The organism is Paenibacillus sp. LRG-1 (assembly GCF_057220305.1).
The window spans coordinates 2,934,726-2,959,284 of sequence record NZ_CM170126.1; the positions used below are offsets into that span (position 1 = coordinate 2,934,726).

Annotated in this window: 25 protein-coding genes, 2 pseudogenes and 1 riboswitch; of the genes and pseudogenes, 21 read left to right on the forward strand and 6 right to left on the reverse strand. The window is 42.7% G+C overall.

The genetic code is table 11. The features are described from left to right. Positions 1-309: 309 nt before the first annotated feature. The gene (locus ACUUJN_RS12865) at positions 310-1,224 is read right to left on the reverse strand and encodes a dihydrodipicolinate synthase family protein (protein WP_484669701.1); all 915 of its coding nucleotides are present in this window, start codon (positions 1,222-1,224) and stop codon (positions 310-312) included. Between the two features lie 218 nt (positions 1,225-1,442). After that, positions 1,443-2,087, reverse strand: a complete 645-nt coding sequence (locus ACUUJN_RS12870) for a YczE/YyaS/YitT family protein (RefSeq protein WP_484669702.1) — start codon at positions 2,085-2,087, stop codon at positions 1,443-1,445. Between the two features lie 114 nt (positions 2,088-2,201). On the opposite strand from ACUUJN_RS12870, the gene ACUUJN_RS12875 reads away from it, so the two are divergent. The 4 genes from ACUUJN_RS12875 to ACUUJN_RS12890 all read left to right on the forward strand — a co-directional run bounded on the left by ACUUJN_RS12875 (position 2,202) and on the right by ACUUJN_RS12890 (position 4,135). Then, a complete protein-coding gene (locus tag ACUUJN_RS12875; RefSeq protein ID WP_028541269.1) occupies positions 2,202-2,654 on the forward strand; it encodes a MarR family winged helix-turn-helix transcriptional regulator in 453 nt (150 codons plus the stop codon). Between the two features lie 26 nt (positions 2,655-2,680). Continuing rightward, positions 2,681-3,199, forward strand: coding sequence for a spermidine/spermine N(1)-acetyltransferase (gene paiA, locus ACUUJN_RS12880; RefSeq protein WP_484669703.1), 519 nt, complete (start codon positions 2,681-2,683; stop codon positions 3,197-3,199). An 83-nt stretch (positions 3,200-3,282) separates the two neighbouring features. Further along, a riboswitch (guanidine-I (ykkC/yxkD leader) is annotated at positions 3,283-3,381 on the forward strand. 94 nt (positions 3,382-3,475) lie between these two features. Next, positions 3,476-3,817 (forward strand): DMT family transporter, encoded by a 342-nt coding sequence (locus ACUUJN_RS12885; protein WP_023988640.1) that lies wholly within the window; start codon positions 3,476-3,478, stop codon positions 3,815-3,817. Between the two features lie 3 nt (positions 3,818-3,820). After that, positions 3,821-4,135, forward strand: a complete 315-nt coding sequence (locus ACUUJN_RS12890) for a DMT family transporter (protein ID WP_023988641.1) — start codon at positions 3,821-3,823, stop codon at positions 4,133-4,135. 155 nt (positions 4,136-4,290) lie between these two features. Here the strand turns inward: ACUUJN_RS12890 and ACUUJN_RS12895 are convergent, their stop codons facing one another. Further along, positions 4,291-5,844 carry a PucR family transcriptional regulator gene (locus ACUUJN_RS12895; protein ID WP_484669704.1) on the reverse strand — a complete coding sequence of 518 codons (1,554 nt, stop codon included), beginning with the start codon at positions 5,842-5,844 and terminating at the stop codon, positions 4,291-4,293. A 311-nt stretch (positions 5,845-6,155) separates the two neighbouring features. Here ACUUJN_RS12895 and ACUUJN_RS12900 point away from each other — a divergent pair, with 311 nt between their 5' ends. From ACUUJN_RS12900 to ACUUJN_RS12915, 4 genes are all read left to right on the forward strand, one after another. Next, positions 6,156-7,121, forward strand: coding sequence for a flavodoxin family protein (locus ACUUJN_RS12900; RefSeq protein ID WP_053325461.1), 966 nt, complete (start codon positions 6,156-6,158; stop codon positions 7,119-7,121). 48 nt (positions 7,122-7,169) lie between these two features. Further along, positions 7,170-7,340 (forward strand): hypothetical protein, encoded by a 171-nt coding sequence (locus ACUUJN_RS12905; protein WP_023988644.1) that lies wholly within the window; start codon positions 7,170-7,172, stop codon positions 7,338-7,340. Between the two features lie 316 nt (positions 7,341-7,656). After that, positions 7,657-8,418, forward strand: coding sequence for an SDR family oxidoreductase (locus ACUUJN_RS12910; protein ID WP_484669705.1), 762 nt, complete (start codon positions 7,657-7,659; stop codon positions 8,416-8,418). A gap of 433 nt (positions 8,419-8,851) precedes the next feature. Continuing rightward, a complete protein-coding gene (locus ACUUJN_RS12915; RefSeq protein ID WP_202404241.1) occupies positions 8,852-9,022 on the forward strand; it encodes an NAD(P)-binding domain-containing protein in 171 nt (56 codons plus the stop codon). Here the strand turns inward: ACUUJN_RS12915 and ACUUJN_RS12920 are convergent. Beyond that, positions 9,019-10,722, reverse strand: a complete 1,704-nt coding sequence (locus tag ACUUJN_RS12920; RefSeq protein ID WP_484669706.1) for a helix-turn-helix domain-containing protein — start codon at positions 10,720-10,722, stop codon at positions 9,019-9,021. The two genes, ACUUJN_RS12915 and ACUUJN_RS12920, sit on opposite strands and share 4 nt — an antisense overlap. 197 nt (positions 10,723-10,919) lie before the next feature. Between ACUUJN_RS12920 and nikA the strand changes: the two genes are divergently transcribed. The 8 genes and pseudogenes from nikA to ACUUJN_RS12960 all read left to right on the forward strand — a co-directional run bounded on the left by nikA (position 10,920) and on the right by ACUUJN_RS12960 (position 18,813). Then, complete coding sequence (nikA, locus tag ACUUJN_RS12925) at positions 10,920-12,545, forward strand: nickel ABC transporter substrate-binding protein (protein ID WP_068938412.1); 1,626 nt, start codon at positions 10,920-10,922, stop codon at positions 12,543-12,545. Positions 12,546-12,564: 19 nt separating this feature from the next. Next, positions 12,565-13,506 (forward strand): ABC transporter permease subunit, encoded by a 942-nt coding sequence (locus tag ACUUJN_RS12930; RefSeq protein ID WP_484669707.1) that lies wholly within the window; start codon positions 12,565-12,567, stop codon positions 13,504-13,506. 4 nt (positions 13,507-13,510) lie between these two features. After that, on the forward strand, positions 13,511-14,392 hold the full coding sequence (gene nikC / locus ACUUJN_RS12935; protein ID WP_484669708.1) for a nickel transporter permease: 882 nt from the start codon (positions 13,511-13,513) through the stop codon (positions 14,390-14,392). After that, a complete protein-coding gene (locus ACUUJN_RS12940) occupies positions 14,355-15,170 on the forward strand; it encodes an ABC transporter ATP-binding protein (protein ID WP_048481501.1) in 816 nt (271 codons plus the stop codon). The genes nikC and ACUUJN_RS12940 overlap by 38 nt, the downstream gene beginning before the upstream one ends. Positions 15,171-15,313: 143 nt before the next feature. Continuing rightward, positions 15,314-16,048 (forward strand): ABC transporter ATP-binding protein, encoded by a 735-nt coding sequence (locus tag ACUUJN_RS12945; protein WP_484669709.1) that lies wholly within the window; start codon positions 15,314-15,316, stop codon positions 16,046-16,048. Continuing rightward, complete coding sequence (gene cntE / locus ACUUJN_RS12950; RefSeq protein ID WP_049828392.1) at positions 16,045-17,274, forward strand: staphylopine family metallophore export MFS transporter CntE; 1,230 nt, start codon at positions 16,045-16,047, stop codon at positions 17,272-17,274. The genes ACUUJN_RS12945 and cntE overlap by 4 nt, the downstream gene beginning before the upstream one ends. Before the next feature lie 309 nt (positions 17,275-17,583). After that, positions 17,584-18,449, forward strand: a pseudogene (gene xerS / locus ACUUJN_RS12955) (tyrosine recombinase XerS); the annotation flags it as partial. Between the two features lie 151 nt (positions 18,450-18,600). Continuing rightward, positions 18,601-18,813 (forward strand): zinc-binding dehydrogenase, encoded by a 213-nt coding sequence (locus tag ACUUJN_RS12960; RefSeq protein ID WP_023988655.1) that lies wholly within the window; start codon positions 18,601-18,603, stop codon positions 18,811-18,813. Here ACUUJN_RS12960 and ACUUJN_RS12965 read toward each other — a convergent pair. Both ACUUJN_RS12965 and ACUUJN_RS12970 read right to left on the reverse strand, forming a co-directional pair. Beyond that, positions 18,810-18,941 (reverse strand): hypothetical protein, encoded by a 132-nt coding sequence (locus ACUUJN_RS12965; RefSeq protein ID WP_256026521.1) that lies wholly within the window; start codon positions 18,939-18,941, stop codon positions 18,810-18,812. The two genes, ACUUJN_RS12960 and ACUUJN_RS12965, sit on opposite strands and share 4 nt — an antisense overlap. Before the next feature lie 522 nt (positions 18,942-19,463). After that, complete coding sequence (locus ACUUJN_RS12970) at positions 19,464-19,763, reverse strand: NAD(P)-dependent oxidoreductase (RefSeq protein WP_179085403.1); 300 nt, start codon at positions 19,761-19,763, stop codon at positions 19,464-19,466. Positions 19,764-19,921: 158 nt separating this feature from the next. Between ACUUJN_RS12970 and ACUUJN_RS12975 the strand changes: the two genes are divergently transcribed. The 5 genes and pseudogenes from ACUUJN_RS12975 (at position 19,922) to ACUUJN_RS12995 (ending at position 24,499) form a co-directional block, all read left to right on the forward strand. Beyond that, positions 19,922-20,506, forward strand: coding sequence for a TetR/AcrR family transcriptional regulator (locus ACUUJN_RS12975; RefSeq protein ID WP_028541261.1), 585 nt, complete (start codon positions 19,922-19,924; stop codon positions 20,504-20,506). A gap of 159 nt (positions 20,507-20,665) precedes the next feature. Next, positions 20,666-20,934: pseudogene (locus ACUUJN_RS12980) on the forward strand (manganese catalase family protein); the annotation flags it as partial. A gap of 91 nt (positions 20,935-21,025) precedes the next feature. Continuing rightward, complete coding sequence (locus ACUUJN_RS12985) at positions 21,026-21,457, forward strand: RrF2 family transcriptional regulator (RefSeq protein WP_023988659.1); 432 nt, start codon at positions 21,026-21,028, stop codon at positions 21,455-21,457. Between the two features lie 672 nt (positions 21,458-22,129). Further along, complete coding sequence (locus ACUUJN_RS12990) at positions 22,130-22,780, forward strand: FMN-dependent NADH-azoreductase (RefSeq protein WP_305953850.1); 651 nt, start codon at positions 22,130-22,132, stop codon at positions 22,778-22,780. Positions 22,781-23,530: 750 nt separating this feature from the next. Further along, a complete protein-coding gene (locus ACUUJN_RS12995; protein ID WP_484669710.1) occupies positions 23,531-24,499 on the forward strand; it encodes a LacI family DNA-binding transcriptional regulator in 969 nt (322 codons plus the stop codon). Positions 24,500-24,559: the final 60 nt, after the last annotated feature.

Here is a 24,559-nt window from a genome sequence, read left to right on the forward strand (position 1 = left end):
AACGTATAACAGCCAGCTATAGCTATTATAGCTGGCTTTTTTTAGTAGATAGTTCCGTTGCTAACGAAGAAAAGGATTAAGAAATTACGAATGCTTGGGTAGTTCAGCAAAGGATTGGACAATAAGGTCTCGAAATAGCCTTATCGACTTCGAGAGGTAATGAGTTTGCTTCTAGGACAATGTAATTCAAAGCCTCTAGAACACGTTCAGCACCAATTGCAAATGTGAACCACATCTGTTGTTCCTCCAACACTCATAACGAAAAATTTTAATGCAAACGTGCTTAGTAGTCTCCCCTTCGAAAAGGTATTAGCCGAATGGTGAACAGAATGTTTCTGTAGACTGAAGATCCTTTAGTATGAATTTCAAGTGTTCTCTAGCTGATTGATTCAATGGTTGTAAGGGCAAAGGAAGACTGGGACTTGAGATCAAGCCACTTATTTCTGCTGCTGCTGAAATAACGCGAAGGCTGCCATATTGACGAAATAACGACCAAAGCGGTTCAAGTAGCGCCGAGAGTTGTTTCGCTTCTTCAGCAAAACCGGACTGGGCCAAACGGGTCATTTTTTGGCACGCCCTTGGAAACAAACCACCAAGAACTGAGTACCATACTTCACAGCCTGCATCCAAGCCAGTGACTGCGGATGAGTCTCCACTTACTCCTATAGTTACATGGGGAGGAATGGCCGGTCGCAGTTTTCTAATGTGTGCCTTGGCTGCTTCAGGATCAGAAGGCACTCCAGGAATCTTGATAGAACGAACGTTAGGCAGCTCAGCAATCCGACCGTGCAACTCATCACTGAAATGAAAATGTGTAGTCCCCGGATTATCATATACGCAGAGCGGAATAGAGAGCGAGCTTGTCACCTGTTCATACAACGAATATACCTCTTCATTTGTTAATGCCTGGTAAGAAACAGGAGCTAACAGCACTGCGCTTGCTCCTGCTCTTTGTGCATCTTCCGCTAATCGAAGTACTTCAGAAGTACGAATCGCACTTATACTTGTCATCACGGGAATCCCTTCAGATGAATGGACAGCAAGTCGAAGCACACGTAAACGTTCTTCTCGATTAAGATATGCATAATTTCCAGTTGAACCCAATGCACCAATTGAGTCTACACCAGCTGCAACTAATCGTTGAATTAGTGTCACAAATGCTTTTTCGTTAATACCTGTCTCGTTAACTGGCGTGAGTGGAAAAGCAGATAATCCACAGAACATAAAGCTACACTCCTTTATTAATTGACCTTCAAAATACAAACACATTATAAAAATGAATTAGACACAATTAAAGTACCAATTGAGAGACAAATAACAGTACCAATTCTTCTAGACAAACTTAAGATCGAAACAAAGAGATATGAGCATCAAGCTTCAGTCTCAACTTGGATATTACATCTTTTAACAGATCAGGTTAGTTGAACAACATAAAAAGCATTCTATATAGAATGCTTTTTATCTTTCTCATGATTTAGTGATGTATGAGAGTGTGTTAATATGCGGTCAAGTACGTTTTCAGTAAGTGGCATAAAGTAATTGAGTATTAGCCCCCCTAAACAAACGGTTAACAAAGTTCCAATGCCAATGGGTCCATTTAAAATGACTGCTATGATCAAGAATATAAGGTAGATGAGTGTTCTCGAAAAAAATAGATTTGTTCTAGTTAATTCTTGTATGATTAATGTTAATCGGTCAACTGGAATTGGTGCAAAATTTGTCTGTAAATATGTTGCAGTTCCTAATCCTACAACAACTAAACCAATTCCAAAACAAACAACTTTGCTGTACCATAGTTCAGGTATTATTAAATTGTGTAATAAAAAAAGCCACATATCAATACCAATACCCGTTATAAATGCTGTTAACAACCCCAAAACTTCAGGTCTTTGTCTTTTTAAAAGCGAATTACAACATATCAATATTATAGCTATTATGATTTCCCAACTTCCCACAGTAAGCCCCACATTTATGGACAGTCCTACCAAAAGTGCATCAAAAGGTGAAGTCCCAAGGTCTGATTGTATAGTGAACGAAATTCCAAGGGATAATATAAAAATTCCTAATACGAAAAAAACATATTTCACTTTACTCGACCTCTTTAACATAATTTTATGTTGCAAATGCAATAAAAATAAGGTAAATTCAATATATATCATTTTTATTGCATTTGCAATAAAATAGGGGCGAAGGAGTTAACTATGAAGGAAGTGCTTCGTGAAATTGGAATGATCGCAAGGGCATTAGATTCTATAAGTAATATAGAATTTAAAGAATATGACCTTACAAAAGGGCAGTATTTGTACCTTGTGCGAATATGTGAAAACCCAGGAATCATTCAAGAAAAGTTAGCTGAGATGATAAAAGTAGATCGAACAACTGCATCTCGTGCTATAAAAAAACTTGTAATTAATGGATTTATTGAAAAGAAAGAAGATAACCATAACCAAAAAATTAAAAAACTCTATCCAACAGATAAAGGAAACAATGTATATCCTTTTATAAAAAGAGAAAATGATTATTCCAATAACATTGCATTAGAGGGATTTTCGGAAAGAGAAGTAGAAACCATTTTCAATCTTCTTCAAAGAGTAAGAGAAAATATAGGGGATGACTGGGAATTTGTGAAAAAGGGGAACAAAAGAAATTATTGATTTACATGAAGGAGAGATGCATTAAAGTGACTGTGAAAATAATAAAGTGCAGCCGTGAAGATTTACAAATACTCCAAGAAATAAGTATTGAAACATTCAACGATACTTTTAAAGATCAGAATTCACCTGAAAATATGAAAGCCTATTTGGAAAGAGCATTTAACTTTAAACAGTTGGAGGAGGAATTGTCCAACGTCTCTTCAGAAATCTTTTTCATCTATTTCAATGAAAAACTGGCTGGATATTTAAAGGTAAATATGAATGACGCCCAATCCGAAAAACTGGGTGATGAGTCGCTCGAAATTGAGAGGATTTATATAAAAAATAAATTTCAAAAACATGGGCTTGGTAAATATCTGCTAAATAAAGCTATAGAAATTGCGATGGAACATAATAAGAAGAAAATCTGGCTCGGTGTATGGGAAAAAAATGAAAACGCCATTGCTTTTTATAAGAAAATGGGGTTTGTTCAAACTGGCGCACACTCTTTTTATATGGGTGATGAAGAACAAATTGATTTCATAATGACCAAAACAATAATATAAGTTTAGGATGATATACGAATTCTTATTAATTTTATATTGTAATTTATTCACTAATATATATAATATTAACTATAACTGAATTCAAAAATGTTTTCTAGGGTTCCGCGATGTAATATCGGCTGGTCCGAGAGAAAACTCACAGTCGTCGTACTGTGCCACGGAGGGATAAAAGCCTGGGAGAAAAACTGCTGTATGCAGTATTCTCTCAGGCTTTTTTTATTGCTGCTATAAATCCATACTACATTTGCAGCATTATCAAAAAGGAGGAAGCACAGAATGAACAAGACATGGTTATCTGTTGTAATTGCGGCATTATTTGAAGTTGGATGGGTCATCGGCCTGAAACATGCCAGCGGATGGTTAGAGTGGGGGGGCACTTTAGTTGGAATTTTAGTAAGTTTCATACTCATGATTATGGCTTCCCGTACGCTTCCGGTAGGTACGGTGTATGCAGTGTTTGTCGGGTTGGGAACGGCCGGCACTGTATTGGCAGAAATTTTGTTGTTTGATGCTGAGGTACAGGGATCTAAATTGTTGCTAATCGGGGTGCTTCTGCTCGGAGTTGTAGGGCTCAAAATACAGAGCAAAGAGAAGAAACAAGGAAAAGAGGTGCACTGACGTATGAACTGGGTATTTCTAATTTTGGCAGGCGTATTTGAGATGATGGGAGTTCTTATGATTAATAAGCTCCATAAAGATCGGAATTTCCTGTCTGCTTTTTACTTGCTTGCAGGCTTTGGATTGAGCTTCTTGTTTCTATCCCTGGCCATGGAAACACTACCCATGGGAACGGCCTACGCTGTCTGGACCGGTATTGGGGCTTCTGGCGGGGCCATATTGGGCATGATCTTTTACAGTGAACCGCGTAATACCGCGAGAATTCTGTTCATTGCGATGGTACTCGGTTCAGCAGTTGGCCTAAAGCTGGTAAGCTGATTAATGATGGAATTAGACATACTGGTCATCTTAGAACAGCAGCGAACTATCTGAATGCTTATGGGCTATCATTAAATTTAAAAATAGAAAGAAAAGACCAGCGTGCAGACAAAGTATCGATAAGAAATTTTGTCTGCATGTTTTTTTGCATTTGCTTACCCTTCTATACTCTGATCTTTAGGATCGCCGCGTTGTGTTTTCAGTTTTAGAAAATGAAGAGTCATTTGAAGTTTCAGACGAATATCACCATCGCTTAGATCAATCTCGAAAAGCTCACGCATCCTGTTGATTCGATAGAACAAAGTATTTCTATGAATAAAAAGTGTTTTAGCAGCAATATTTGGAGTGTCCACATATTGAAGATAGGCTTCAAGGGTAGGTAGCAAACTTGTTTTGTGGGCATTGTCATAAGCAATTAACTTTTGGATAACTGGATGGCAGAAGTCAGCGAGATCGTTCTGTTCCGATATGATCTTTCCAATATGCTCGCAGAGATAGTCCTCATACATATACACTGGCTTGTTAGAATTAAGTTGGAAACCAATCTCGAAGGCGGTTAGGCACTGCTTATAATATTTTCGCAAAAAAGTTAAATGACTAAAGCAGTCACTCAGCGAAGCAGTTAGGCCGTTTACTTGGAGAAATTCCAGAATTCGTTTGTCTTCAGCAATGATTTTACAGGATGAATCAACGAGGGAAATGAGAAATACAATACGTCCCTGATATACGATCCAACGGCTATCCGGAAGTAATTGGATCATATGCTGTGCAACCAACTGAACTTTCCCGTCAAAAAAGCCGTTCTTCAGGTCTGTCAAGGTCATCACTCTCAGGTAAGGTGTAAGCGTCCATTCCAGATGAGCCAGTCGCATTGCGATGACATTAGCATCATTGAGCTCGCCTGTAAGCAGTTCGGAAAGCAAAAAACTATGCATCATTCCTTGATTGCAATTATAAAAGTCGTTCTTTTGCAATTCTACCGAAACCAACTCACAAAGAAATTGTACGAGTTCAAAATCAATATCTGTAAATTTACGATCCAGTTCCATAACACTGACCTGCGCGAATTCTATACCATGTACGTACACAAAAGCTGTTATCCAACAGTCGTTGGTCTCGGGATCGCGTGAATAATAAGGAGTAAGAGCCATACGGGTTAATTCGTACAGATTGGATTTCTTCATGCTCTCAATATTACTGTCAAGAATATAACCCAAATTTCGCTGCTGTTCGATATCAGGTCGGCTGGGGATGGGGGCCTGACACATAGCGAGTAACTTATAGCCTGCGTCGACAATGATTACCGGATTACCAAAGATGCGGGAGGCCTCGTTTGTCAAGTATTGTAAACCTTTGTTTGAGTAAAGTGCGGATATCAGAGTGTGCATATGCTCAATGAGCCGATTCTCATGAGCAAGTATAGATGAAATCTTTCCCGAAAGATCCAGCAGATCCAGTCCATTTGGCAGAAGGGTAAGACAAGTATAAGAGTCTACAAGTGCATCACAATCCTGAATGCAGAAAAGAGGAGTGTCTGTAGGAAAGTCCTTTGGCAAATCCGAAAGATTGCCTATATAAGCGGTGTCAGCCTGGAAAACGGAACTCAACCGCAGGATAGTAAATTCACTGATTTCTTTTGTTTGCATGGCCTCTTCGGGCAAGGAAAGATAACAGTCGCTAAGTTTTCTGATTATTTTTTGAATTTTCACGAGAGCAGCCTCCAAAAGCTTTTTAATCCTTGTGCAATATTACAAAACATCGTCACTATATTGGACCATATTTAAATTCCAGCACATGGGATATAACGTTTTTATTATATATACTGAAATTATTACACGCTGCAATAAATGACACTTTAATCAAAAAATGAGTAATATTGTTTAAAATCAGAACTCTGTGAGGGAATAGTTTTGGAATTATGTGAGGAAATTTATGCGAAATTAGTGGAGAAAGCTGAAACTCTCGCATGGATTTGCTTCAGGATCTATGCCTAATAAATACAAATTGCAGGAGGATATTAATGAAAATTTTAGGGATCAGTTGCGGTAGAAGGATGAGTAATTCAGAAATCCTTGTGAAGGAAGCTCTGATGGGTGCTGAAGAGATAGGTGCCGAGGTAGAGCTTATACGTCTTAATGACCTGCAAATTAAACCTTGCACCGGTTGTAATGCTTGTGTAGTCAGCCTGCTTGAAAAGTGTGGCTCAGGAGATTGTGTGATAAAGAACGATGATTATGGATTTATTGAAGAAAAAATAATGGAATGCGACGGGTTAATTGTGAGCTCAGCCATTTATGAGAAGAGTCCGAGTGGACTGTTGAAGACTCTGAATGACCGGATGGGCCCTTCCCATGATATTGCCTTCCGAATGATTGCCAAGAAGCAACGCGAAGAAAGAGGAATAACTACTGGTAAAGGCCCAGATGAAAGAAGCTTTAAACAAAGAGTGGCTTCTCTTATAGCTGTAGGTGGGAGTGAGTGGGACACACTTGCTCTGCCGATGCTCCATCTTTTCACGCTGCCGATGCAAATCAATGTTGTAGACAAAATGCTGGTTAATTGGGTTGGCTTGCCTGGATCAGTAGTCTTTAAAGAAAATGAATTGAACAGAGCTAGACAATCTGGTCGTCATGTGGCTGAAACACTAATGAATCCGAATACGGAAGCGAAATATATTGGCGAATCTGGTTTATGTCCAATCTGTCATTCCAAACTCGTTGAAATCAGAAATCATGATGATAATTATCCTGCAATATGCGGAATTTGCGGTGTAAAGGGCACTTTGGAGGTTGAACAAGGCAAAGTTAAATTCAATGTCGCGGAGGAAGATAGAGCGCATTCTCATGTTCTAATCTCTGGGAAATTCGAGCATGCGGATGAATTATATAAAGTTTCATTAAAACCTAATTCCAAGGCTGGAGAATTGCCTGAAAGATTAAAAAAATACAAAAACTATTTATCTTATTCCAGACCTGCTCGTAATTGATATTCCGAATAAAGTGCTTATTCTTTTTTTGAAAGGCTGGGAGCGAATTTGGCTGGTAAGATGCTTGCTGAAGCAGGCATGGTTGGAGCTGGTCTAAACGGCGTCAGTTTTTCATCTTACACACTCTTTTGGTTTATAGGACCTAAGATCATTAATGATAATTTAGTTGTTGGGAAAACTTCAAAAAGTATCACTCTGGAATATTACTTACTTATGTAAAGACCAGTCAGATGCAATAAGGTTCTGAACATAAATCCTTTGTTGCTGTAACTAACCGCATCACCTGGATCAATCCCTAAAAATTGACCTGACACTAATCGTTAAACTCCTTCGAAAAGATTCATCAGACTAGCTCCAATACGTGAACTAATCACCTACACAGTTCTTCAGGGACTTTCATGAGGCAGCCTTTTGAGGTGCTCGTTCTTGAGAATCCCCCGTTCGGGCGTGTACTTTCGTACAATTGACTTTGATTTAGAATTTGATCCATACTTCAGATGAACGGTTGTTCAAAAAAACATTGGAGGGATTTTTCATGCGTTTGGGAGGAAAAGTTGCGGTCATTACAGGCTCAGCATCAGGAATGGGGAAAGCAATTGCAGAATTATTTGCAAAAGAAGGCGCAAGTGTTATTGTTTCAGACCTGAACATTGAAGGAGCTGAATCGGTTGCAGCAGGAATTAAATCAGCTGGCGGAACCGCCGTCACAGTAAAAACCAATGTTGCTGATTTAAATGATATTCATGCTATGATCGATACTGCTGTTAATGAATTCGGAACTCTCGATATTTTAGTTAACAATGCGGGCGTTATGGATAACATGGCGCCTGTAGGAGATGTGGACGACGAGACATGGGATTTTATATTCGATGTTAACACAAAAAGCGTTATGCGTTCGATTCGAAAAGTTATCCCGATCTTCCTGGATAAAGGGAATGGAGTGATTATTAATACGGCATCTACGGGCGGCTTCAGCGGCGCGCATGCGGGCGCTGCTTACACTGCCTCAAAGCATGCGGTAATCGGTATTACGAAAAACACGGGGTTCATGTATGCTCAAAAAGGTATCCGATGCAATGCCATTGCGCCAGGAGCGACAGCCACAAACATTACTTCAACGATTCATAACTTAAATGAGTTTGGCGCGTCCCGAACGAAGGTTACACAAGGCGTAATTCCTCGCGTAGGGCAGGCGGAAGAAATCGCAAAAGTAGCCCTTTTCCTGGCATCAGACGAATCGAGCTTTGTGAACGGGGCTGTTATAGCTGCAGACGCGGGTTGGACGGCAGGCTTCTAATCCACTGTTTAACGAGCACACATGCTTCAAAATATATAATCATCGAAGTAAGATCCTTGCAAGGTTAAAGTAATATTCAATTGAAAGAGATGTAATGTCAAAAAATAATGTTATAAAATGACAGGAGCGTTGACACACGATCCCGTCATTTTTTAGTTATATTTAGATATCATTATCATGAATGTGAGCTGCATATCGTTTTTCTCGTTTTTTGCGATCGAATAAGGAAACAATAGTCACCGCATGATCCCCGAGATTTGCGCGAATATTATCTGAATGCATACTACAAGGATGTCGAGGGACAAGAACAAGGGCCCATTGAAAGTCGCTATTTTAGCGGCTTTTTTATTTTATCGGTACAGTTCTTGTCCCAAGCCAAGATAATCAATAAAAAACTTACAGTGAACAAACATCAGACGAGGAACATTGACATATGAAAAAAACCATTGGATTTATTGGAGTCGGTAATATTGGAAGTACGATTGCTTGTTTTGCAGTGGCTGCAGGATATGACGTTGTAGGGGATAGGGATGTAACCAATCGTAGTAAGAGGCGATTGATTACATCCCTATTTTTGGCGTGGAGAAATCAATGTGGTCATTAGTGACTTTTCTTCAGAATCATCTGAGGAAGCTCTAGCAACAATCTGTCCATCGTGAGCGGATCATCGAAATTGTACTTGTTCTCGGTAAGAATAATACGGTCGATGCTTTTCGAGTTCCAGTATGGTAACTGCATCAGTCTTCTGTATAACCGGATCGTACGGGGATCGTTATCCATGAGAATAAAATGGGTATCGGCTTCATAGCTACAGGCATGTTCCGGTCGCGTCAGTTGAAAAGGAATGCCTGCCTGGATTAGTTCCTTCACCTTCGGAGGAGGCTGCATGCCGTCAGGGTGGTATACAGTAACTGCAAAGCCTTTCATGCTCATGATGTAGAGATTGCCCTCAACGATGGAAAACACAGCTGCTGTTTGCTTAACATCCATATGCTTCGCCAGGCCTATCCACATTTGTTTACTTGCAGCGCGATGCCGATAAATCCATTGTTGTGCAAGCTTCTGCCGGTTCATTAGCTCTGCTGTTTGCATGATTCTTGAATAGACGTGTTCATAGCGATCGATGAGCACGGTTGGGGCAATGGATGCCAATTCTTCGATCCAATCTTGACGGAAACCAGAATGAATGATCAGGTCAGGAAGAAGCTTACGTATTTTGCCCGGTTCACCCAGTAATCCAATATCCTCAATACCATTGATGGAATCCCAGTACAGACCTCTTTTACCTATGATCTCCACATCTGCGCCTATCGGCGTGATACCCAAGGACAATAGATCGCCCAGCGAATAACCAACGGCAACGATCCGTTTGTAAGGAACCTCGGGCATGAGCACGGGAGATGAGCTGACTGAAGCAGCCTCCTCGTACTGGCGGGGAGTGATCCCTTCCGTTTGTCTAAACTTGCGCGAAAAGTAACTCTCATCCTTGAATCCCACGGCTTGGGCAATCTGTGCAATCGTGTCCTCGGTCTGTAACAACAGCCGCTTGGCGTGTTTCATACGAATATCCAACACGTAGTCCAACGGTTTTTTTCCTGTGATGGACTTGAATAAGGTACTGTATTGCCATTTAGCCACACCTGCGATGCTGTACAACTGGCGGGCCGTAATGTTTTGCTGATAGTGAGATTCGATATAAGTGACGGTATGCTTCACCGCTTGAATGTTATCGGATATTTCCGTATTCCGTCGAATGTTTTCCATCAGGAACAGGAGTAGTTCCTGCAACGCAATCTGCTGTTTCAATCTCGACTCTTCGGGGACGGGAGTGGGGCGCTTCAATGAGAGGTCGAGCGTTCCTACCAAATCAAGTAACCTTGATTCGTCAGTAATGTTCATGCGCGTCTCGTACGGAATCATGGACAGTAATTCATTGGCTGGTTTCGACTCTCCAAGCCGGTATACACTGAACACGATGACGATGGCCGCCGCGGTATTCAGCTGCGTGGCGGACGATGAAGCCCCCAATGTTTCTTCGTGCGGATCGACGAATTGAATGCTGGCCTGCGCATCAGGTGCAAGCAGTAAGACATCGTTTTTTTCGGTCTGCACGAAATGCTTCCTCAAGTGAAACACACCGGATGTCGACTTAAACACGACGAGGCGATGCGCCCCAGGCGAGCTCGGGATAAGCTGTTTGCAGGACAGCCTGCGGAAAAGGCTCACGCTTTGAGGGATGTATATGTCGTATCCTTCATTCGGCAAAAAGGAAATTTCTTTTCCGTCAATTGTTGAACGTTCCATGTTGTGCTCCTTAACCAAATGTATTTTGAACCGCGGTTCCAAGCAAGACATGCATAGACAAGTCAATTGTCGCAAGCCCGGTTCTGTTTTTTGTGCTATAAAAAATCAGAAATATATCCATTGTTCAATCATACCAAACTCCTTAACATAAATTGAAGATGATTTTCATTCTCATTAATGTTTTAGGGGGCTTTACCATGCGAAAGAGAAAAATGTTCCAAGGCATACTTGTCATGCTATTTATGCTTCTGCTTGCTGTGACAGCGGCATGTTCCAAAAAAGAGGAGGCAGCACCATCTGCGTCAGCTAACGGGGAACAGGAAAGAGCTAAAGAAATAACGGTTTCATGGATGAGGGATTTGGGTCCATCTAATCCGCACGCGTACTATCCATCACAGCTGTTCTCACAATCCATGATTTACGAACCGCTGGTTGAGTACGGCGAAGGGGGAAAAATCAAGCCTCATTTGGCCACCAGTTGGGAGATTAGCGAGGACGGCAAAGAATATACTTTCCATCTTCGGGAGGACGTCCAATACTCGGACGGAACACCGTTCAATGCCGCTAGCGTCAAGCGTAACATAGACGCGATCCTGCAAAACAAGACGACGCATAGCTGGCTGGGAACGGCCAAATTGCTGGATCACCTCGAGCTTGTTGACGAGTACACCGTCAAGCTTGTCATGTCAGAGCCGTACTATCCGGTTTTGCAGGACTTAACGACCGTGCGTCCATTCCGCTTCTTGGCCGATGCAGGCTTCCCGGAAGGGGACAATACGCTGGAAAGCATTCAGTCTCCCATCGGCACGGGGCCATGGATGCTTGAAGAATACAAGCAGGATGAATACAGCGTATTCGTGAAAAACCCGAACTATTGGGGCGAACAGCCTGAACTGGACAAGATCACGGTCCGCATCATACCGGATGCCGAAACTCGGGTACTAGCCTTCGAGAAAGGCGATCTTGATCTCATTTTCGGAGAGGGTTCCATTAGCCTTGACGAATTCACGCGCCTGCAAAAGAACGATGCATTCGAAACGGAAGTATCGGGCCCGTTGGGCACGCGAAACTTAATCCTGAATACGCAGAATGAAAAGCTGGCAGATACGCGAGTAAGGCTTGCATTGCATCACGGATTTGACAAGGCTGCGATGGTCAAAGGCATCACGTCTGACGTGGAACAGCCTGCGACGCAGGTGCTAACGACCGATTATCCTTACGTTAGCCAGACGTTCCCTGGATTTGCATACGATGCCTCCAAAGCAGCAGCTTATCTGGACGAGGCAGGATGGAAGGTTCCGGCATCGGGCGGTACCAGGGAAAAGGATGGCGAGAAGCTGTCGTTTGAGCTGATGTACGATACAACTGACCGCATCCAGAAAGCGATGGGCGAGACACTTCAGGCCGAATGGGCTGGACTTGGCGTTGAACTTCAGTTGACGGGACTTGAGCTGACCGAACAGACCAAACGTTTCCGTGAGGGAGACTATGACATGAACTTTTGGTTCAACTCCGGAGTGCCTTACGATCCACATACATTGGTCAATGCGGTAGCGGAGCCTACCTTTGGCGTTGCAGAGGCACATCTCAATATTGAAGGCAAGGCAGAGCTTGACGAACAGATCAGGCAAGTACTGGCTTCCGTTGACGAGAAACAGAGACAAGAGCTTTATGATCAGATTTTACAAAAAGTTCAGGAAGAATCGGTTATTATACCCCTGTCCTATATTCGTCAATATAACGTATACCAGAAAACACTGGATAACGTTTCATTTCCGGAGAGCAGATGGGATCATCCATTTAATAGCATTCACCTAAAATAAAGAAAAGGAAGGGCCACTCATGGCAGGTTATATTTTTAGAAGAGCACTGACGCTGGTTCCACTCGTGCTGTTCGCCACCTTCGTAGCTTTTGTGCTAATGAGGCTCTCTCCGGTTGATCCGGCCGAGGCGTACTTCTCGGCAGCTCATATCAAGCCTAACGAGCAAATGCTACAGGAGAAGAGGGGAGAACTGGGGCTGGACGATCCCTTTATGTCTCAGTACGTTCAATCTGCTGTTCGCATGCTACAGCTAGACCTCGGGACGTCGTACCTGTCCTCCAAGTCTGTCTGGGGAGAGATTTGGCAACGGTTGCCCGCAACGTTGCAGTTGACGGGGAGCAGTATGTTGATCGCTTTCGTAGCTGTTGTCACACTAGGGTATCTCTCGGCCGTACACGCCGGGCGGTGGGTAGATTATGCGGTGCGCATTCTTTCCTACATCGGCGCATCCTTACCGCAATTCATGCTGGGTTACTTACTGATCTATCTGTTTGCCCTCCACGGGGACTTGCTTCCCGTGGAAGGAAAGGGCACATGGCAGCATTTGATTTTACCATCATTGACTCTCTCTTTGGCACTTGTGGCAACCTATGCCCGACTGTTTCGCGAGAGTATTCTGGAGCAGATGAAGCAGGCTTACGTGGACTATGCGCATACACGAGGATTAAAGCCGCGCAGCATCATGCTCAGACATGTGGTTCGACTGGCCATCCTCCCCATCATTACCGGATTCGGTATGAATCTAGGTAGGCTTATCACGGGAACGATTGTGGTAGAACGAGTATTCTCCTGGCCCGGTTTGGGGCAGTTTTTCGTGGAATCCATTTTCAACCGCGATTTACCAGTCATTCAGGGCTATGTTTTTTTTGCTGCCTGTCTTTACTTATGTACAAGTCTCCTAACCGATCTTCTGCACATGGCTGCTGATCCGAGGCTTTCCTTGCAAGAAAGGAGCAGGTAGGAATATGAAATTGAAAAGTTTGATTTTTGGCAAGCGGCTGGTCGTAGGCTTGTGCCTGTTCTTTTTGTGTGTTTGTGCAGTAACAGCTATCTTTGCTCCATGGATAGCTCCCCATGATCCGAATCAGATACGAATGGCTGACAAGCTCGTTCCATCCTCGGCTGAGCATTTACTGGGTACCGACCATTTGGGCAGGGATGTGTTGTCCAGACTCATCTATGGTGTCCGGATTACGTTTGGACTGGTGTTGGGTGTCTTTTCCATATCTGTGCTGGTTGGTGTATCGATTGGCATGTTATCCGGTTACGTAGGCGGTTGGCTGGATCAGCTATTAATGCGGATTTGCGACGGCATGCTTGCATTTCCGAACCTCGTCCTTGTGCTTGGCATCGTTGGTATGCTTGGACCAGGGATATATCAGGTCATTATTGCACTGCTGCTGGTACAGTGGGTGTACTATGCACGTATGACCCGGGGTCTGGTGTTGCATCTGCGTTCCGAGCCGTATTTGCTGGCTGCCCTCATTTGCGGTTCCAGCCGATTAGCGATCCTGAGAAGACACGTTTTCCCGCATATTTTCCCGCAAATTGTGGTGATCGGTACGCTAGAGATGGGGTGGGCCATCATGGATATTTCAGCTCTTTCCTTCCTGGGACTCGGCATTCAGCCGCCTACCGCGGAATGGGGAGCGATGATTAATGAAGGACGCGGCTATTTGCGCGAACACCCTTCCCTAATGCTATATCCGGGATTGTGTATTTTACTTGTAGTCACCGCGTTCAATGTACTGGGGGAGTCGCTCTCCCAACTGCTCGGCGTAAAGAAAGTGAAGGAGAGGAGCACCCGCAATGTTCGAAGAACATCACGTCAGATCGGCAACCCCTGAACCATTGCTTGCACTTCATAATGTCTGTGCCGATGTGATCGAAGACGGCGCTTCTCAACGATTGCTGCATGATGTTTCGTTTTCGTTGCAGCCTGGACGCGTCGTAGGTCTTGCAGGACAGAGTGGCAGCGGCAAAACGCTAACCTGTCGATCGATTCTTCAGCTACTCGATCCTGCCATCCGCATAAACGGCAGCATCAGACTGAGAGGTGATGAACTGAACGGCATGACTGAAGAGCAGTTACGCACCATTCGCGGAAATGATATTGGATATATTGTTCAAAATCCAATGAATGCACTGGTTTCTGTTCATACCATCGGAAGCCAGTTTGTCGAAACGATCCGCACACATGCCCGGTGTAGTAAAACGGATGCGTTGACACTGGCTGTGCAGGCACTTGAAAGTGTAAGGCTGCCTGATCCGCTGGAACTTCTCAAACGATATCCGTTCGAGCTTAGCGGAGGCATGCTGCAACGCGTGTTGATTGCGCTAACGATGTGTCTGTCACCCTCCATCGTCATTGCGGACGAGCCCACCACAGCCCTCGATACCATTAATCAATACCATGTATTGGAGGAACTAGAGAGACTGCGGATGAACCAGGACGTTGCCATCCTGCTTATTACGCATGATCTTGACGTCATCGCAGAGATGGCAGACGAGGTCATCGTGATGCATGAAGGACGGATCGTGGAACATAACGACGTATTATCCATATTCAATCGACCACAACATTCCTATACACAAGAATTGCTACGCAGTCGGTTGAATGAATGAACGGAGGGAAGAATAATGGCACTGCTAGAACTTTCTGGCGTCACTCACACGTATGATTCTGCGAACAACTCTTGGTGGAAATCGAAACAGAAGTTGCAGGGAGCTGTCGTGAAGGATATCTCCATGACGCTGGAGGCAGGACAATGCATCGGTTTGTTGGGGGGAGCGGTGCAGGCAAGAGTACACTCGGCAAAATCATGCTTGGCTTGCAGCGCCCTCAACGGGGCTCAGTACTTGTTGATGGTAAGGATATGTATGCTTGCGACAATCGAACGAAGAAACAGTTACGGAAGCATGTACAGGCCGTATTTCAGGATTGTTATTCTTCGGTAAATCCCAAGATGACGGCAGCACAAATCATCGGGGAGCCCCTGGACAATTTCGAGCGACTAACGAATGGGGAAAAGGATTACCGCATCGGCGAAGCTTTGGACATCGTCGGACTACCTGCAAGTGCCATGAACAAGCTGCCAAGACAATTCAGCGGTGGACAACTACAGCGCATTAACATTGCACGCGCCATGATCTCCAGACCCAGCTTTATCGTGCTCGATGAAGCTGTCAGCAGCTTGGATATTGCCAACCAGGTACATATTATCGATGTTTTACGCGATTTAAAGAAACAACGGGATATGTCCTACGTATTCATCACGCACAACCTGAAGGCTGCTTTTGCACTATGTGACCGATGGACTGTATTAGATCAGGGTAGCTTATGCGGTAGCTTCTCGACGATAGCCGAGATGAAGGTATCCAGGGAACCAGCAGTTAAGCAGTTGTTAGACGCCTCATTATCCGGACATCCAGAGTTGGGTACAATTCGGAAGGATAGGCCTTTCTATGTTGACGCAGGGCAGCGTAAAGGCGCCTGGGCATGAATCGAAGCAAAGATTTGCCATACGCTCGCAACGGTGCATTTTCCCCCGTGTTGCTACGCCTATATACCCTCACTTTTTTGTTTTATAGTGCTAACGCCTTCGTTCAGATGATATTGCCTCTCTATACGCAAAGCATTGGCTATGGAAACGACAAGATCGGTATGATCGTGGGGATGTATTTGCTAGTTAGCATGCTGCTGCGACCATGGGCGGGAATCGTCGTTGAACGATTCGGGATTGCCCGTATTCTACGTTTTATTCTGGCGGGGCATCTGTTAGTTTTGCTATTGTTTGTATGGCAAGGCAACGTTTCTTACATTATTGTCCGGGGTTTGCAAGGCGCTGTCGCCGCATTCTTTTCGTTGACCGTGCAGATGGCTGTTATGGACCTGTTGCCCGAGCGTGACCGTGCTCAGGGATTATCTCTATACTTGTTGTTTGGTTTGCTACCCTCGGTTATGATGCCTGCACTGGGATGGATCGCCTGGGAAAAAGCTGGACTGAACGGATTTTACGCAGGCCTTTTGGTTTTGGGCGCATTGACGCTCATCTCGGGCTATGGAACAGGAAGAGCCACGCAGCACATCAAAGCGGCAAAGCGTCCCGCGAAGCAAACGACAACCAAGCATGAAATAGATAGAAGCGCACGATCCACGCTCTGGAACCGTCACTTCATGCTGAGCAGCCTCGTGATGATGAGCGCAACGATTGGGTTTGGCGCGGTAACGGCGTTTCTTGCCTTGTATGTGATACAGACCGGAATCGGCAATGCGGGGGTGTTTTTTGCTATTCAATCGGGCGTGATCGTGACAGCAAGATTTGCTTTCCGTAAGAATCTGCCTTCGGACGGGAACTGGCATTCCGTATATGTCGGCATGCTGTTGGTTTCGCTCACGATAGGTCTGGCACTTGTAGCTTTTGCCCCAGTAACAGGTAATGCATGGATGCTGTACGGGGGCGGTGCGATGATCGGCTATGGCATAGCTAATGTGTATCCTGTGCTTGCCGCTTACCTGAGCATCACACTCGGAAAAGAACGTCGAAAAGTATGGATGGGGTTATTTATCTCCATGTCCGATTTTGGAACCGTGATTGGTAGTCTCGTTCTAGGCCTGGTGGCAGACTCCGCCGGTTACAGAGCCATCTTCTGGATTTCTGCCAGCGTTTCTCTCTGCGTTGCCTTGTTTGTTGCCTTGAGTAGCCGCTGGATGAAGGCCCAGCCGTAAGATTAAGAGAACATACACTTACCTGATCAAGAATCGAGTTTAGCATTGGCATCGTTGAGAGATGGCAAGCTGCCAGTCATCGGTGTAAGTTAGATATGGGGTAGGGCTTAAATCGTTCTTGGACGATTTAAGCCCTGTTTTGTTCGTCGGCAAATAAGTCTTGAACGTTCTTGAAGTGAATATCGCTAAGAACGCTCGATATTTTTTCTATGGATAAACGGTCCTGTTTTTGAACCCAGTAATGAATAATGCCTGTTATACCAGAGAGCAAATATTCAAGCGAAATCTCGAATCGTTCCAGGGTAGAATTTAGCTACTTTAGAGAAACTAACCATTCGTGAAGTGGAGAATTTTTTATCTTTTTTGGAGTATCAACTCGACAATACTAAGCTAACCATTAACCGTAAATTGTCCTCACTAAAATCCTTATTTGATTACTTACAGAATAAAGCTGAAATAAGTGACCTAGAGCCATATATCCAGCGCAATGTTATGGCCAAAATGGATTTAAATGTAGTTAAAGAAAGCCAAGAGACGATTGCCAATCGTATTGATGGGAAAATTCTCAGAGAAGACGATTTTGAGTCGTTTAGGTTATTTGTAGCCCATGATTACGGAAAGATTAATAAAGAGAATAAACATATTTTCAATTTCCATCAATTTAATCGTGAACGAGATACAGCCATTGTTTCCCTCATTTTAGGATCCGGTCTTAGGCTCTCTGAGGTTGCAGGCATTAACCTTGAAGATCTGGATATGAATAAAGCTTTAGTAAGTGTTATCCGTAAAGGTAATAAAGAACAATATGTGTATTTCAGCAAGCAAGCTTTACTGGATTTAGAAAATTATCTGCAGATCAGAGAATCAAAATATAAACCAGAGAAAACTGAAAGCTTTTTGTTTATTGCTGCTCTATAGGTCGTAAAGGAAAAAGCCGACGCTTAACTCAGCGATCTATAGAGAAACTGATCGAAAAATACGCTACAGCTTTTGGAAAGCCAGCTTTAACCGTGCACTCTCTGAGGCATTCATTTGCAACCCGTTATCACTTGGAGAACAATGATGTGCCTAGATTGAAAAACCAATTAGGACATTCCTCAATACAAACGACTATGATTTATACTCATTTAACTGATGAAGAAATGAGGAAAGCAGTTAATAATATGGATAAGTAATAAAGCTTCGTCATGTAATCACACAAACTTTGTCCCTTTCGAGGAGAATGACACAAAGTTTACCCTGTTCAAGGGGGAATGACACAAAGCTTCTCTATAGCGACTTAGTACCAGCTGTCATTGAGTGAAATAGGGGATAAACTTGTTGTCAATGTACAATTCTTTAGCACGTAAGAATCAAAATGAATATCGCTTTTTATTTGTGCAATCCAATGGAAGTCAATTACAAGATACCACTAAACTTGTTGAAAAAGAAAATATCAAGCCCTCTATAGATTCAACTTATACGTTTGGGGACATTAACAAAGCGTTGATTAAAGTGTCGACGGGTCACTCCCAAGGCAAAGTTGTTGTGACCTTCTAAATAATAATCGAGTCCCGCTTCATCCGGCATTTTGGCCATTGCAAAATAGCTGTAACCCGCTCAGCCGCTTCGATCCTTCGCTTGTGCTGTTCCGCAATCAATTCGCCCAGCGAATAAATGTTTTCCATCCATATTTGACATTTTGGGCAGCCTTTCTTTTAGTTAATTAATAGAGCAGGAACAGCGGTACGAAAGGCAGGATACCGAGAAAATAATCGTCGTCGTTTCTAAGGCCGCCTTTTACCCGAATATGAGTCATGATACTGTAATACCCAAAAGGAGTGCGCCGACTGCGGCAAAGCCGCTTTTCCAGAATCCCGCGTCTGTTAACTCTACAGAAACATGGCTGCCAATAATCCTTGTATAATCCATATTGTAATTGTCATTTTTTCTCCTTATTTATTAAAAACAATTGGCATTTTTTGTATATAGGCAGATTTACAAACAAAATCGTACAAGCATTTCGCAACGTTTTCCCGAGATACATTCATGCCTGACTTCGTATCACCGAACGAAATTCCATAGCTCTTGCCGTCTTGTTTGATATTCGGATTGATAATGCGTACGACAGTCCATTCTATGTTTGATTTGTGAACGGTCTTCTTTTGCTTTCACGGTAGGCGTCCCCAGTGTGACAAAACGTTTTTTATTTAAAGCCTGCATGGTTTGAATGATGGTTTCATGAGCCCGGGGATCGACAAATCCTTCACTTTTCTGGATTTATCCTGCGCCGGTCCAAGCGCGCTGATCACGGCGTCTGAATTTGTAAACGCATCTTTCATTTTGCGGTGGTCATCCAGGCTACCGACAACCACTTGTAAATTCGGGTGATTTTCAGGCAGAGCATCCGCTCTTCTTACATAAGCCACTACCTGGTCGCCGTGTGTTAAAGCTTCTTTTACGACCAACTTTCCTATAGCGCCGCTGGCGCCAAAAATTGTAATTATCATAACGTATCCTTGTCTTTCATACATCTATTATTTCTACAACACTTGTTGTATAGTTATATTGTAACTACTGGTATGCTACTGTTCAACCGATAAAATTACGTTTTTATCGGATATACGACATATGCAGTGAAATGTCTAAAAAGTGGAGGTGAGATGAGATGACGGAAAACAGGCTCGATCCACGTTTTGTACGTACACGCAGATTAATTATGGATGCATTTCTTCTCCTCTCAACGAAAAAGGATTTTAAGAATATCAGTATTAAAGACATTACATCAGAAGCAACGATCAACCGTGCCACCTTTTACTATCATTTTATGGATAAATACGATCTGCTCGAAAAAACACTGGAAGAACATCTAATGACGAACGTAATGAGAGAAATTTCAATACATGACCAGCTCAATGAAACGACGCTTGCCAGTGTATTTATGTCGGTTACTCAATTTCAATCTTCGCTGGCTTCCCAATGTCGAAAAAGCTTCGAATCATTTACTTCTGTAATAGAAGCGATAATTAAGAAAGAACTTGAGCAAGTATTTTTCGAGATGATGATGAATCAGAATGCAGGAGTCCGTGAGGAATCCGTTCGAATTGCATCTGTAATGTTAAGCTGGAGCATTTACGGGGCGGCCGTTAACTGGCAATATAACGATACAAGGCCAGCTGAAGAATATATCCAATTGGTGATACCTTATCTTTCTCAAGGGCTGAAATTTTTTATTGAGGAAGGTGTACGTTAGTTGTTCAATCAGACAAAGTAACGCTCTCTCTAAGAGAGATCTTCTTATGCCGAACAGTCTTTATTAAAGGGGAACTTAATCTAGGGACATATAGTCAACAAACAGGTCATTATGCTAACTGGGTACGTTAGTTAATAAAGCAGCGGCAGTCTAGTAGTCTTGTTCTACAACAGTGCAACAGGGGTTCCGTTCATCACGACCTACACGCGGCTAGAGGTGATCCACTGGCAGATTTGTATGAGTAAATAGCCGCCGAAGAAAAGGCCCAAGCTACATACCAGTGGCTGATTGACAAGACGGATGATGTGGATCTGTAAGACAGCCTCAAGTTTCTGCGGGAGCGGGAGATTGTGCATGCGCTGCGGTTTAAGGAGTCGGTGCAGATTATTATTGAATATACGGGAAAGAAAAAGGTATATATTCTTTAGCAGAACGAATTGAGAATATTTAAAGCTTATTATCAGTTCCAATTCAGTTTAAATAACCAATAATAACTAAACAGAGAAAAGGTGTGTTCATATGAGTACAGCAAATCGCGGAATCCACATTGGTCCTCCCCGTTTTAAAATAGCCGTTCATTCTGTCGTATGGCTAGCAAAAAGTAACAGCGTTTTATCTAGTGCAATGATTGCGAGTCAAGTTAAATCGCATGCTACATTCATGAGAAGAGTCATGCAGTCTTTAACCATTGCAGGTATCGTGGAGTCAAAAGGTGGACGTGAGGGGGGCTACATTTTACGAAAAGCTCCCAGTCTAATTACTTTAGGTGATATTTATTATGCAGTAAATACGGATATATCAGAATCTGATTTTGATATCGATTGTGGAGATGCCGCTAAACAGCTTGATCTTGAATTGGAAAAAATTCTGTATGAAACTGAACAGCACACTATAAAATATTTGAGTCAGTTTACAATCGATGATGTCGCTAACCGTATAGATTTACTTTAATTAGTAAAAAAATAAAAAAACAGGCATAAATTTGTAATGTGCTGTTTCAAAGATGCATCTCAAAAGCTTTAACCAATGATGCTGCCTTAGTGGTTAAGAGTTAAAGATGTCGCCATATTGGCGACTTTTTATTTTCTTGCTGGATTTTGTTATAACAGTACACTGATCGCTCATCCCCACAATTGCGCATACTTGCAACTATTGTATATAGAGAACAGCACTGGTATGGTAATACCTGTTAAAGTATTAAAGGATACTACCAGAATAGACCCGTTCCCAATATCTTTTAGATAGTCATATAAATTTTGATGGTAAGTTCAAACAATAGACGAAAGTAAGTTATTTAAAACCCTAGTTGTAAGAAAAATGTTTAAAAGTATACCTTCTCATCGATCACGGTTAGTCATCTATAGATGTATTCAGATGATAGATATATATGGTTACGAATACTGTGAAAGGGCTCCCCCTCAAAACGCCATTGCTCCTACTGACCAAACAATCAGGTGTCACTCCTGTACTACAACGTTATAAAGCATATTTTGTAACCTAACATTCGTACAGAAATAGAACTTGAGATTAAGGAATAAATGAATTATAATGTGCTCATCGCAGTTGCATTTAAAAGTCTTAAATGTGCTTAAAAAAGGCACAATATGAAATGGACTGAGATAAATATCTTACTATAAGGGAGAAATTACTATGTCCAATGTACTTTTTATTAAAGCGAATGATCGTCCAGCAGATCAAGCAGTAAGTGTTCAGATGTATGAGACTTTTCTCAAGACTTATAAAGATACCCATTCGTCTGATGTAATTACTGAACTTGATTTGTTCGTAGAGAACCTTCCTACTTATGGGAATACTGTGATCACAGGCATCTATAAATTAAGTCAAGGTTATGAACTTACGGCAGAAGAGTTGGAAGCCACAACAACGTCCAATCGTTATCTGGATCAATTCCTTGCCGCAGATAAAGTAGTCATTGCCTTTCCACTCTGGAACACCATGGCACCTGCACCGTTGGTCAACTACATCGCTCATATCTCCCAGGTTGGCAAAACATTTAAATTTACTGCTGAAGGTCCTGTTGGTCTTGCCGGTGATAAAAAAATCGCATTGCTAAGCGCACGTGGAGGAATGTACTCGATAGAGCCGATGGCATCCTTCGAATCAGCGGTTAAGCCAGTGAAGATGAATCTTGGCCTTTTCGGAATTCAAACTACCGATGTTATTATTGAAGGACATAATCAGTACAAGGATCGTGCAGAAGTGATTGTAAAAGAAGGACTTCAAGAAGTGGCCAAAGTAGCATCAACGTTCTAAGACACTTTCCAGAAGGGCTTTACCTGTTTGGCACCAGCGGCTCTATTGGGCAAATGTTGATACGGCAAGCACTTTAGAAATGTGCTCTTGTAAGGCCTATATACGCGAATCTGCAAGCCTATTCTAGAAGATAAGAAATATAATTTTGCAAACACTATTTAAACGTAAAGGCAGCCGATTATCGGCTGCCTTTACAAATTTAACGTGATCTCTTCGATAAATTGGCAAATGGGACTAAAGAAACGGTGGGCACGTAACTTTTAATAACGCTATTCGTGTCTTTCGGGGGAAATTTAGGATTAACCACTAAAACAAGAAGGATAGAGATGAATATGAACAGATGTAGAGGACAAGGACGTATATCTAATGGAATCCACACTGGCGCTTCAGCCCGGCAGGGAAGATAAAAAGCTTTTATAAAGGCCGTGGGCATTTGTAGTCATGAAAAGGGCAAGCTCGAGAGCAAATCATTTTTCTGACGGATGTACTGGAGAGAACGCTTGAGCAAGCGTAGGCATATTTCCGGAACAAAAATTGATACAGATTTTAACCGTTCTCTCTAATGATAATTTTCATCACAAGCCTTGTTTTTTTTAGATCCGCATACAACTGACAATAGAGCTTCATTAAAGCGACGACATTCTTTAGGAAGCATGAAAACAGTCAGCAAAAAAAGCGTTTCAAACATAATTGAAACGTTTCCATCTTAGTGTTATTATAATTTTCATAAAGAGAGATAGGGGGAGGGAGATGCCAAGTATTAAAGATGTAGCTAACATAGCTGGCGTAGCTGTGGGAACGGTGTCCCGCGTTATTAACAACTCGGGCTCTGTAAAACCAGAAACACGCAGGAAAGTGGAGAAAGCTATACAAGAACTGAATTATTTTCCTAATGAAGTCGCTCGAAATTTCAAGATGAGGAAATCCAAGATGGTAGCCTTGCTGCTTCCAAGTATCTGGCATCCTTTTTTTTCTGAACTGGCTTATTACATTGAGGATGAGTTGGATAGGGAAGGCTTTAAGCTCATGTTATGTAATAGCGGCGGCAAGCCCGAAAAGGAACTACATTATCTGGATATGCTACGGCAAAACAAAGTGGCTGGTATTGTCGGCATTACTTACAATGATATAGAGAATAGCGTAAGCAATGACATTCCGATTGTAAGTATTGATAGGCACTTCAACAAAAAAATTACCTGTGTGACCTCCGATAATTATGAGGGAGGGCGTCTGGCTTTGAGGGAGCTTGTTAAAGTGGGAGCCCAGAAACCGGCTTTTATGGGAAGCGTCACTTCCGTTTTCAGTGAAACCATGAATCGGAGAAAAGGTTTCATTCATGAAGCGCAAACATTGGGAGTCGATTATGTAATCTACGAGAAGCCCGACCCTATAGTGGACGACGATGCCTATTTTAACGAGTTCCTAAATGAGCACCGCGATGTGGACGGCATTTTTGCTATTACCGATATGTTAGCCGCCAGCTATATAGAAAGAGCACGCAGGGAGGGCATTCGCGTTCCAGAGGATGTAAAGGTTATCGGCTACGACGGGATTCAGGATCATCCTTATTTTCATCCGATATTGTCTACAATCAGGCAGCCAGTGGAGGAGATGGCACGTATGACAATCAGATTACTTTATAAGAAAATCGAAGGTGAAACTTTAGATCAGCAAGTGTATCGTCTCCCCGTTGTCTTCAAGCAAGGCGAAACTACATGATTTTATTGAAAAATATTAGCCTCATTCTTTCGATTCATAGTGTGGATCTACTAACTGACG

Coding starts and splice junctions, on each gene's coding strand:
- ACUUJN_RS12865 (WP_484669701.1), bottom strand. CDS start 1,224: ATGTTCTGTGGATTATCTGCTTTTCCACTCACGCCAGTTAACGAGACA.
- ACUUJN_RS12875 (WP_028541269.1), top strand. CDS start 2,202: ATGAAGGAAGTGCTTCGTGAAATTGGAATGATCGCAAGGGCATTAGAT.
- ACUUJN_RS12885 (WP_023988640.1), top strand. CDS start 3,476: ATGAACAAGACATGGTTATCTGTTGTAATTGCGGCATTATTTGAAGTT.
- ACUUJN_RS12890 (WP_023988641.1), top strand. CDS start 3,821: ATGAACTGGGTATTTCTAATTTTGGCAGGCGTATTTGAGATGATGGGA.
- ACUUJN_RS12900 (WP_053325461.1), top strand. CDS start 6,156: ATGAAAATTTTAGGGATCAGTTGCGGTAGAAGGATGAGTAATTCAGAA.
- ACUUJN_RS12910 (WP_484669705.1), top strand. CDS start 7,657: ATGCGTTTGGGAGGAAAAGTTGCGGTCATTACAGGCTCAGCATCAGGA.
- ACUUJN_RS12915 (WP_202404241.1), top strand. CDS start 8,852: ATGAAAAAAACCATTGGATTTATTGGAGTCGGTAATATTGGAAGTACG.
- ACUUJN_RS12920 (WP_484669706.1), bottom strand. CDS start 10,722: ATGGAACGTTCAACAATTGACGGAAAAGAAATTTCCTTTTTGCCGAAT.
- nikA (WP_068938412.1), top strand. CDS start 10,920: ATGCGAAAGAGAAAAATGTTCCAAGGCATACTTGTCATGCTATTTATG.
- ACUUJN_RS12930 (WP_484669707.1), top strand. CDS start 12,565: ATGGCAGGTTATATTTTTAGAAGAGCACTGACGCTGGTTCCACTCGTG.
- nikC (WP_484669708.1), top strand. CDS start 13,511: ATGAAATTGAAAAGTTTGATTTTTGGCAAGCGGCTGGTCGTAGGCTTG.
- ACUUJN_RS12940 (WP_048481501.1), top strand. CDS start 14,355: ATGTTCGAAGAACATCACGTCAGATCGGCAACCCCTGAACCATTGCTT.
- ACUUJN_RS12945 (WP_484669709.1), top strand. CDS start 15,314: ATGCATCGGTTTGTTGGGGGGAGCGGTGCAGGCAAGAGTACACTCGGC.
- cntE (WP_049828392.1), top strand. CDS start 16,045: ATGAATCGAAGCAAAGATTTGCCATACGCTCGCAACGGTGCATTTTCC.
- ACUUJN_RS12960 (WP_023988655.1), top strand. CDS start 18,601: ATGTACAATTCTTTAGCACGTAAGAATCAAAATGAATATCGCTTTTTA.
- ACUUJN_RS12965 (WP_256026521.1), bottom strand. CDS start 18,941: ATGGAAAACATTTATTCGCTGGGCGAATTGATTGCGGAACAGCACAAG.
- ACUUJN_RS12970 (WP_179085403.1), bottom strand. CDS start 19,763: ATGATAATTACAATTTTTGGCGCCAGCGGCGCTATAGGAAAGTTGGTC.
- ACUUJN_RS12975 (WP_028541261.1), top strand. CDS start 19,922: ATGACGGAAAACAGGCTCGATCCACGTTTTGTACGTACACGCAGATTA.
- ACUUJN_RS12985 (WP_023988659.1), top strand. CDS start 21,026: ATGAGTACAGCAAATCGCGGAATCCACATTGGTCCTCCCCGTTTTAAA.
- ACUUJN_RS12995 (WP_484669710.1), top strand. CDS start 23,531: ATGCCAAGTATTAAAGATGTAGCTAACATAGCTGGCGTAGCTGTGGGA.